Source organism: Endozoicomonas sp. SESOKO1 (assembly GCF_024606265.1).
In the GTDB taxonomy this organism is placed as follows: domain Bacteria; phylum Pseudomonadota; class Gammaproteobacteria; order Pseudomonadales; family Endozoicomonadaceae; genus Endozoicomonas.
The window spans coordinates 1-9,555 of record NZ_JAHHPP010000329.1 but is presented as its reverse complement, the minus strand read 5'-3'; the positions used below and the strand labels follow the sequence as shown (position 1 = coordinate 9,555).

The 9,555-nt window shown below is 49.3% G+C and carries 9 protein-coding genes; 7 read left to right on the top strand and 2 right to left on the bottom strand.

Translation table 11 applies throughout. From position 1 onward, the window contains the following. On the top strand, positions 1-427 hold a 427-nt coding region (locus KDK13_RS14950; protein WP_257285774.1), incomplete at its 5' end, for a hypothetical protein. A gap of 162 nt (positions 428-589) precedes the next feature. Beyond that, on the top strand, positions 590-1,237 hold the full coding sequence (locus KDK13_RS14945; protein ID WP_257285773.1) for a hypothetical protein: 648 nt from the start codon (positions 590-592) through the stop codon (positions 1,235-1,237). A 150-nt stretch (positions 1,238-1,387) separates the two neighbouring features. Here KDK13_RS14945 and KDK13_RS14940 read toward each other — a convergent pair whose 3' ends face one another. Beyond that, positions 1,388-3,364, bottom strand: coding sequence for a choline BCCT transporter BetT (locus tag KDK13_RS14940; protein WP_257285772.1), 1,977 nt, complete (start codon positions 3,362-3,364; stop codon positions 1,388-1,390). 246 nt (positions 3,365-3,610) lie between these two features. Here KDK13_RS14940 and KDK13_RS14935 point away from each other — a divergent pair, with 246 nt between their 5' ends. From KDK13_RS14935 to KDK13_RS14915, 5 genes are all read left to right on the top strand, one after another. Further along, positions 3,611-4,090, top strand: a complete 480-nt coding sequence (locus tag KDK13_RS14935) for a MarR family winged helix-turn-helix transcriptional regulator (protein WP_257285771.1) — start codon at positions 3,611-3,613, stop codon at positions 4,088-4,090. Positions 4,091-4,357: 267 nt separating this feature from the next. Continuing rightward, the gene (locus tag KDK13_RS14930; protein WP_257285770.1) at positions 4,358-5,368 is read left to right on the top strand and encodes an ABC transporter substrate-binding protein; all 1,011 of its coding nucleotides are present in this window, start codon (positions 4,358-4,360) and stop codon (positions 5,366-5,368) included. Between the two features lie 130 nt (positions 5,369-5,498). Beyond that, on the top strand, positions 5,499-6,398 hold the full coding sequence (locus KDK13_RS14925) for a proline/glycine betaine ABC transporter permease (protein ID WP_257285769.1): 900 nt from the start codon (positions 5,499-5,501) through the stop codon (positions 6,396-6,398). Next, entirely contained in the window at positions 6,391-7,599 is a 1,209-nt protein-coding gene (locus KDK13_RS14920) for a glycine betaine/L-proline ABC transporter ATP-binding protein (protein ID WP_257285768.1), read from the top strand. Before KDK13_RS14925 ends, KDK13_RS14920 begins: the two co-directional genes overlap by 8 nt. A gap of 63 nt (positions 7,600-7,662) precedes the next feature. Continuing rightward, the gene (locus KDK13_RS14915; RefSeq protein ID WP_257285767.1) at positions 7,663-8,751 is read left to right on the top strand and encodes a hypothetical protein; all 1,089 of its coding nucleotides are present in this window, start codon (positions 7,663-7,665) and stop codon (positions 8,749-8,751) included. Here the strand turns inward: KDK13_RS14915 and KDK13_RS14910 are convergent. Next, positions 8,726-9,555 (bottom strand): SDR family NAD(P)-dependent oxidoreductase (locus KDK13_RS14910; RefSeq protein WP_257285766.1); only part of this gene is annotated, 830 nt, incomplete at its 5' end. The two genes, KDK13_RS14915 and KDK13_RS14910, sit on opposite strands and share 26 nt — an antisense overlap.

Here is a 9,555-nt window from a genome sequence, read left to right as displayed (position 1 = left end):
GCTGACGGACCAAACCCGGGACACGCTGAGTGGATCTCTGATACGAGCAATAGAGCGCAGCGATTACGATACCGCAAAGCGGTTACAAGGCGCCATTGAGGGGGCTGGGTCAACACTGACGGACCAGGCCCGGGACACACTGAGTGGATATCTGATACGAGCAATAGAGTACAGCGATTACGATACCGCAGAGCGGTTACAAGGCACCATTGAGGGGACTGGGTCAACGCTGACGGATGAAGCCAGGAGCACTCTGGTCAGAAAGCTGAAATGGGCAAAAGATCACGGCTATGACAGTACGGTAGCGCGGTTACAACGCATGATTCTGGACAGGGTAACAAGGGAAACCCAAGGGTGCCAAAAGTACGGTGGGATTCTCGATAATGCAACTAACGGATTGTTGCAGATGCTGTTTGGTAACGCTTAGGAAATAGATAAGCGTCGCTTGATACAGGCCAACAGTAACTACCTGGCTTTGATTACGGGTATCTGAGTCTGGTATTTATTTCGTGGATACCCTGTAAACACGGGTAAATGGCCTATTCTTCACAGACCGTAAAACAATCCGGAAGAATAACTGTTTACTGTTATGAAACTGTATAGATTTATTATCCTTTTATTACCATCGGTTGTTCTTGGTGCGCCGATCGGTTTTGAACGGTTTAACCCTCCACCCTATCCTGATGTTCCGGCCCATCCTTATCCGGAAGGGCCATTATACCCACCCTCGCAGGACTACTCATATCGTGGTTACAGAACCGCACCTGCCCATACGCAGCCGATGTACCCGGACTGGTCATCGGTTACTGCCTGTCAAATTCCAGCCGGGACCTATCGTTTTGATGCTTACAGTATTTCGACAACGGAAAAGCTATGGCTGGCTAAACTGGTACTTTACCTGCATGTCAGCGACGCTGGCATGATGGTGATGAGGCTCAAGCTTAAGCCAAAGGCGGGCCGTGAAGAACAGTATGTTGTAATCCCCTATAGCAGTAATGCCGATCTGGTGAATGTTTGCAGTGGGGTCAATTTCAGCTTTTTCTTTAAAGGGATTAACGTATATGGGAAAACCCTGACCGGGAATCTTGCCGGGCATCTGACCAGGGATGGCAGTAACAACAATTACCACATTACTGCTGATGGTTGGATGGAGCGTTACGATGCCTCATACCATTCAAAAGTGACCATTAACCTGACCGGTCAGCAGTTTGACTTTGTCTACCCGTACATTAAATAGCGAATCTGTGTCGTATGGGTATCTGCGCTGTTCTGCACCAGCTTCTTGCCGTTGCGTTTATTGTTTTAAAAGTCTCTTTCCCCCAACCAGAGACTTTTGTGACATAAGCCCAGGCGAAATGTCGGCAGGATGGTTTGATGGAGTATCTATTTATCGAACCATGTGCAGGAAATGCATGTGCTTTTCATACTGATCGATAATATCACCAATGACCTGGTCACCGGTCCAGCCCATAATGTCGTAACCCTGACCGCCTTCTCTCAGGAAAACTTCGGCACGGAAGTATTTGCGTTCTTCTTCATCGTCCTCGTCCAGCATAAAGCTGGGCTGAAGGTAAGAGCGGGGAGTTACTTTGTAAAAGAAGTCCACTTCATCGCCGTGGAGTACCACCAGGCTGGGTATCTGTTTTTCGGTATCCAGTTGAATCGTGCTTTCTACCCCCTGTTTGCCCAGTTCTGATGCGACGGACTCCATAGCCGGGAGAGCAACATCCTGAATAAAGCGACTGACATGGGCCCGTCGGGGAAAGCTGACCATCGTCGCCAGCCGGTTCTGCCAGGGAATCGGTTTATGACCGACTTTGGGGGTGAGTGTGGTTCTTTCCAGGCTGGCTTTCTTGGCAGCATCCACAGCCAGCGCTTTCAGTAAGCCATAAGCCGACACCAACAGTACGATGGAAAAAGGCAGTGCAGAGGCAATGGTCACCGTTTGCAGGGCCTGCAGGCCACCGGCCAATAACAGTACCATGGCTACAACACCAATCAGGCTGGACCAGAACACCCGCTGCCAGAGCGGTGTTTTACTGTTGCCTCCGGAGGCGAGCATATCGACAACCATGGCACTGGAGTCGGAGGAGGTGACAAAAAAGATCACGACCATGGCAATGGCTACCATCGAGAGTACATTTGAGAACGGGAAATATTCCAGAAACCTGAACAGCGCAATGGGTACATCGGTTGCTACGGCCTGACCCAAACCGGTCATGCCCCGGTTCATGATCATATCAATGGCGGTATTGCCAAAAGCGGTCATCCAGATCAGGGTCAGGCCTGTTGGTACGAATAGAACGCCGGTGACAAACTCACGGATGGTTCTGCCCCTGGAAATACGGGCAATAAACATACCGACAAAGGGTGACCAGGAGAGCCACCAGGCCCAATAGAACAACGTCCAGCCGCCAAGCCACTCGGTGGGCTCATAGGCATAAAGATTGAAGGTTTTGCCGACGATGTCAGACAGGTAACCACCGGTGTTTTGCACGAACATCTGCAACAGCAGAACGGTGGGTCCGAGCAGTACCACCATCACTAATAACATCAGTGCCAGTAGCAGGTTGGCTTCTGACAGGCGTCGGATGCCTTTATCAAGGCCTGTCGCCACAGAAATGGTGGCCAGTGCCGTGATGACCACAATCAGAATAACCTGTGTCTGTGTGCTGATGTCGATACCGAAAAGGTAGTTCAGCCCCGAGTTAACCTGCAAAACCCCATAGCCCAGCGCAGTTGCAACACCAAAAATGGTGCCCAATATGGCAAACACATCAATGGTATGGCCGGGAATGCCATAAATACGGTCACCGATGATGGGGTAAAGGGCGGAGCGGAGAGTGAGCGGCAAGTTATGCCGGTAACCGAAAAAGGCAAGAATCAGCGCCACGATGGCATAAATCGCCCAGGCATGAAGACCCCAGTGGAAAAAGGTGAGTTTCATGGCTTCTCTGGCGGCTTCCACCGTACCAGGCTCACCCAGCGGTGGAGACAGGAAGTGCATAACCGGCTCGGCGACACCGAAAAACATCAGGCCGATGCCCATGCCCGCAGAAAAGAGCATGGCGAACCAGGAGCCAAAGCTGAATGAGGGTTCGGCATGATCAGGACCCAGCTTTATATCACCGTATCGGGATAGCCCCAGGAAGGCTACGCACAGGAGGATCAGTGCCACCGCCATGACATAAAACCAGCTGGCGTTGGTCATGATGCTGGACTGGAGGTGTGTAAAGCGGCTACTGGCATCTTCAGGGAAAAAAACCGTATAGCCGACCAATATCAGTATTAAAATGGCTGAACCAAAGAATACGGGAGGGTTGATGGTTTGCCCGGAAGGCATTGGGATTTTCTGTTGTGACATGCTGAAGGCTCTTGCTAAGTAGTCAAAATCAATTTGATCGTTTGGGTTTGGAGCTATGTGCAAGAAGTCCGTCAGCGCTCTGAGGGTATTAACATGAAGCGGATCCTGTTTACAACTTTAAATTAGGAGTCTAGGAGAAATATGTTACAGTTCAAATTATTTGAGATCAAATTATGTTTGTTTTGCTGTTTGTTTTGTGGCAAATAAGCACTCATGTTTTTCAAACCGTTTCAATGGGTAAATTGTATGACTGAACCGTGTTACTGGACTGACGTACTTATTTCTCTAAGGCGCATAATACGTGCAACGGATCTGCACTCAAAACGTATGATCAAGGCCTGTGGGCTGACAACGCCCCAGATCATGGTGTTGAAGGCAATCAGTGATCTCGGTGATGTGACGGTCAAGCGGATTTCCCAGGATGTTTCCCTGAGTCAGGCGACAGTTACCACCATTTTGAATCGGCTGGAAGAGCGGCAGTATCTGGAACGAGTCCGAAGTGTCAGTGATAAAAGAATTGTTAACGCACGGTTGACAGAGCTCGGACGCTCTGTATTGGCAACAGCGCCGGCTCTATTGCATGAACAGTTTATTGAGCGTTTTGAGGCTCTGGAGCCCTGGGAGAAAACGCAGGTCCTGTCTTCTCTGCAAAGGGTTGCAGCCATGATGGATGCTGAGTCCATTGATGCAGCGCCGCTTCTGGATATTGGTGGGACAGAGCCTTGATTGTCTGATTTTTTCGTCTTTTTCTCTGTGAGAATGACTGGTGGACCGGTGAAAGTAATTTGAAATCTAATCATTAGAGGTGTAAGTTGATATCCGGGTTAAGTGCCCGATGCTGGAAAATGGGCTTAAAAATTTCTGCTTGTACAAGGTTCTCTATTGATGGACAACCGACTGGAGCAGAAATTCTTATTCCCAGCTTTCTACGCCAGCCAGTAGAGCCAGGCACAGCCCGGTATCAGAAATGGATTGATAAAAACAGGATTACACATGCTAAAAAGCACACTGTCTGTCGCTGCCTTAATGGCTGCTTCCCTCCCATTTGCCGCCTCTGTCTCGGCTGATGAATGTGGCGATGTCACTATTGCTGATATGAACTGGAACTCGGCAACGCTGATGGCTCACGTTGATCAATTTATTCTCCAGAATGTCTTTGGCTGTGATGTGGAGCTGGTGCCCGGTAACACCATGGCGACAGGAGCCTCCATGGTTGAAAAAGGAGAGCCGGATATTGCTCCGGAAATGTGGAGTAACTCCATGAGGCAGGCTTTCGATAAAGGCGTAGAGGAAAAGCGTCTCCGTTATGCGGGCAAATCACTCTCAGAAGGTGGCGAGGAAGGGTTCTGGGTGCCGAAATATATGGTAGAAAAAGACCCCGACCTGAAAACCATCAAGGGTATTAAAAAGAATTCTGCGATCTTCAAGCATCCGGAAGATTCAAGCCTGTCGGCCTTTTACGGTTGTCCGGCCGGCTGGAACTGCCAGATTAATTCTGGCAATTTGTTCAGGGCGCTGGAGCTTGAAGACTATGGATTTGATCTGGTTGATCCGGGTTCCGGTGCCGGAATGTCCGGCGCCATTGCCAAAGCCTATGAGCGGGAAGAGGCCTGGTTTGGCTATTACTGGGCACCCTCGGCGGTACTGGGTAAGTATGAAATGGTAAAAGTGGATTTTGGCTCAGGTGTTGATGTTGATGAATTCATCAACTGCATCACCAAAGAAGATTGTGAGTCTCCCAAAGTGACCATGTACCCACCATCACCGGTCAACACCATTACCACGGAACGCTTTGCCCTCAAGGCGCCTGCAGCGTATGAGTACCTGGCAAGACGATCATTTACCAATCAGCAAATGAATGAGCTGTTGGCCTGGATGGAAGAAAACCAGGCGGATGGTGAAATCGCCATGGAGCATTTCCTGACCAACTATGAGTCCGTCTGGTCCCAGTGGTTGCCTGCTGATGTGGTGGCAAAAATAAAGCAAGAGCTTGCGGCTCTCTAAAGTCATCACTGGTGCTATTGATGGGTTTATTTATTGGCCTCCAAACTCTGTTCGTCTTGAGCGGAGTCGAAAGGCGTAAACTCCATACTCTGAATACTGTGCCAATCACCCATAATAAAGGCTGAAGTGTATGGCTAAGGAATCCTGGGTTACTGAGTTTCCGGATATGGAACGCAGTGACCTGATCGCTTTGCGAAAGACTCTGGATGGTGCCTACCGGGAATTTTCCCGGGAACATGGCGATTTGATTGAGTCGTTTTTTGATCCGTTACTCTCTTTTCTTGTCTGGTTTGAAAACCTGCTGATCAGCTCTCCCTGGTTACTGATACTGGCGATAATCACCGGTTTGGCCTATGCCGCCAGCCGTTCCTGGAAGCTGTGCCTCGGTGTTGTCTGTTCCCTGCTGACCATTGGTTATTTTGGTATGTGGGAAAATACCATGAGAACCCTGAGTGTTATCACGGTATGCACCTTGCTCTCCCTGGTGCTGGGCATTCCAATCGGTATCGCCATGGCCCGTTCTGACCGGGTGCAGAAGCTGGTAACGCCGATGCTGGATATCATGCAGACCATGCCGGCATTTGTTTATCTGATTCCGGTGGTGATGTTGCTGGGGATTGGCAAGATTCCCGGTGTGATCGCGGTGGTTATTTATGCCATTCCACCGGTTATTCGACTGACCAACCTGGGGATTCGGCTGGTGGATAAAGAGGTATTGGAAGCCGCTACCGCTTATGGTGCCAGCCCGTGGCAACGGTTGTGGGGGGTACAGCTGCCACTGGCAATGCCTACCATTATGGCCGGTATTAACCAGACCATTATGATGGCGCTGGCCATGGTGGTGATTGCTTCCATGATTGGCGTCAAGGGCCTGGGGCAGCCGGTACTGAAATCCATTACCAATCAGTATTTCACCCTGGGGCTGCTCAATGGTCTTGCCATTGTTGCCCTGGCGATCATCTTTGACCGGGTTTCTCAGGCTTATGCCCGCAGAACCCAGAAACATCTGGGAGGCGCTGAGCATGCATAACAGTGACAAGACAAAACCTCTGATCCAGATTCGTGGCCTGTACAAATTATTCGGGAAACACTCTGAAAAGGTTATGTCCCGGGTTCATCAGGGGGAATCCAAGGATCAGATTCTGGCTGATACCGGGCATACGCTTGGGCTCAGGGATATCAACCTGGACGTCAAGGCGGGCGAGATTTTTGTGATTATGGGGCTTTCCGGATCCGGTAAGTCCACCTTGATTCGCCATTTTAATCGGTTGATCGATCCCACTGAGGGGGAGATCCTGGTGGATGGCATCGATATTACCCGGTTTTCCGCCAAAGAGCTGGAAAGCTTCCGGCGTCAAAAGATGTCCATGGTCTTTCAACGTTTTGGCCTGATGCCGCACCGGACGGTCATAGATAATGTTGCCTATGGTCTGTCGGTTCAGGGTGTTGCCAAAGCAGAGCGGCTGAAGAAAGCGGCGCAATGGCTGGATACCGTGGGGCTGGCAGGTTATGAGCAGCAATACCCCTCTCAGCTTTCGGGAGGGCAGCAGCAGAGGGTTGGTCTGGCCAGGGCGCTGTGCACCGATGCGGACATTCTATTGATGGACGAAGCTTTCTCTGCCCTTGATCCACTGATTCGCAGTGAGATGCAGGATCAGTTGATCGGGTTGCAGAGTAAGCTCCAGAAAACCATTGTTTTTATTACCCATGACCTGGATGAAGCGTTGAGGCTGGGTGATCGCATTGCCATTCTGAAAGATGGTGAGCTGGTCCAGCAGGGGGCTCCGGAAGATATTCTGTTGAATCCGGCCACGGATTATGTGGAAGCGTTTGTTAAGGATGTTAACCGTGCCCGGGCATTGACCGTAGAAACGGTGATGAAACCTCCGGCCTGCCGCATTACTGCGGAAACCATTGATGAAGCCTTGAGTCAGATGAAAAAGACCTCTGAAGACTTTGGCTATTACGTTAATGATGATGGCTATCAGGGTGTGATTCTTCAACAGACCCTTGAGCAGGCCGTGCAGAAGGGGAGCCACAAGAAAGTCTCCTCGATTTTGATTGAGACGGTGCCGACTATTCAGGCAGACTCAATACTGGAGTCCGTTATTCCCGATACTCTGGACACCGACTTTCCCCTCCCTGTTGTTGATGACGATGGGCAGTTGCAGGGGCAGCTTTCCCGGTCCAGTCTTGCTGAAGTTCTGGGGGATGTTGGAATAAATCATTAATCAGGCAAAAGACATTAATGATAAACTCTTATTCAGGTGCTGAATGACGGTTGTATATCGGTAATGGATAATTTGTCATCGACATTAGCTAACTTCATCCCTGGTCCTGACAACCAGCAAGATGCTTCACTTAATACGGCTGCTGCCAAAAGTGCAGCGTTTGGGGAAAGATTCGCATCTGTACTTGACCCTGGTGCTCTGCAACAGGACAACCTGAAAATTGATCCCCGGTCCGATGGCGTAGCTGATGTACTTTTCAAGGATCTGGCAAAGCGTCTTATCACGCCTTCTGAATTAGACGACATGTATAGTAATAGCGTTAACAAGCTGGAAGAATTCAGTGAAATGGTGTTGCTATCCAGCATGGATAAAACAAAAATATCGGCTTTGTTGACCAGGCATCAGATTAATCGGTTAAAAAATCCTGATGTTTTAGCAATGGAAGCAATTTATTATAAAAATTTGAAAAAACACACGACTGCATTCATTCAGGAAATTTATAATCTTGCCAACAATAGCAAGTTTGACCAATCATACAGAAACCATATTTGCCTGATGGCGATAGCCATTTATAACTTTTTGGATGAAAACGGCCATAAAACCATAGCGCATACTATGCAGTATTCTGTTACTGATATTTATAGCGTTCCTCTTTCAGCGCTTTATTTTCTGAGGCTTGGCCAATCGCTGCTATATTCATCCGTTAATGATCCAATAGGTACACTGAAAGGTTATGAATTCCCGGTTAAACAAGGCGAACTGAGCTTTCAGGATTTGAAGCGCCTTGGTAATTTACGGCTTTGTGTTGTTGCAGACCAGGTATATACCAATATGCAGGAGGACAAGACAACTTCAGAACCGGTGATGACTATAACCAGAGCTTGTCATCCCGGGGATATTGTCAGCATTTATCAACAGATCAACACTTTCCGTCAGCGTTCAGAGCTGAAAGATTTACTAGCGAACCCATTCTCGGAATCAATCGTTATTCATCATGCACTGTCACAACTGGAAACTGCCTTATCTGAAGAAGACTACGCTTGTGTATCTGACACGCTATGGCAGCATCATTGCCACAGCATACAAAATAAAATTGGCAAAAAACTGTTCTCGGACAGGCTCCTGGCTACAAGGGTGTATAACCGGCAGTAACGCCACCATCAATAGTAAAGATGTTGCCAGTAATGAACGATGCCTCATCTGAGCATAACCACACCACCGCATTCGCGACCTCATCAGGCGTTCCAAGTCTTTTTAGCGGATGAAAGTCGGCCAGGGCTTGACGACATTCATCTGGCAACGAGGCCGTAACATTGGTCAGGATCCCACCCGGGGCCAGTGCATTGACCCGAATTCCCTGTGTGGCATATTCCAGTGCTGCCACTTTTGTTAAGCCAATCACTGCATGTTTGGCAGCGGTATAAGCGGACAACCCCGACGTCCCCGCCAAGCCTGCAACTGATGACATATTGATAATCACACCCCGACTACAGGCGCTCATCATGACCAGTTCATGTTTCATGCACAGCCAGGTTCCGGTCAGATGGGTAGCAATAGTCGCATTCCAGCTTGCCGTGGAGGTATCTGTCAGCGGCTTGGGAATACAATGGTTGCCAGCATTATTGAAGGCACAGTCGAGGGTGCCGTACTGGTCACGGATAACAGCAAACATCGACTGAACCTCATCCGGATCGGAAACATCCGCCCGAATAAACATTCCGTTACCGCCCAGACGACGAATGGCATCAACCGTTTGTTCCCCGGCATCCTCACGCCTGCCACAGACCAGCACCGTTGAGTTGTTTCTGGCAAAAGCAAGGGCTGTTGCCCTTCCTATTCCTGATGTACCGCCAGTGATAAGAACGACGCTGCCACGTTTATCTGGAACCCTCATAACGCCTGTAGTCTCATGGGATACTTCTTGATTATTTGGCATATCTATCTTCGAGAATTTTC